Source organism: Pauljensenia sp. UMB3104 (genome assembly GCF_030217285.1).
GTDB lineage: Bacteria > Actinomycetota > Actinomycetes > Actinomycetales > Actinomycetaceae > Pauljensenia.
On record NZ_JASONN010000236.1, the window covers coordinates 1 to 288 of the forward strand.

1 pseudogene is annotated in these 288 nt (G+C 54.2%); it reads left to right on the forward strand.

The annotated features are described in order from the left end of the window. A pseudogene (locus tag QP415_RS11525) lies at positions 1-288 on the forward strand (excinuclease ABC subunit B); the annotation flags it as partial.

Sequence of the window (288 nt, forward strand, 5' to 3'; positions counted from 1 at the left end):
CATGCGCACCACATACGACCTGGAAATGCTCAAAGAAATCGGATCGTGCGCGGGCATTGAAAACTATTCGCGTCATATCGATGGACGAGGTCCCGGCACTCCGCCCCATACGCTGATGGACTATTTTGCCGATGACTTTGTCCTGATCATCGACGAATCGCACGTGACAGTTCCGCAGATCGGTGCCATGTTCGAGGGCGATATGTCGCGCAAGCGTACCCTGGTCGATCATGGTTTCCGACTGCCCTCAGCAATGGACAACAGACCGTTGAAGTGGGACGAATTCGT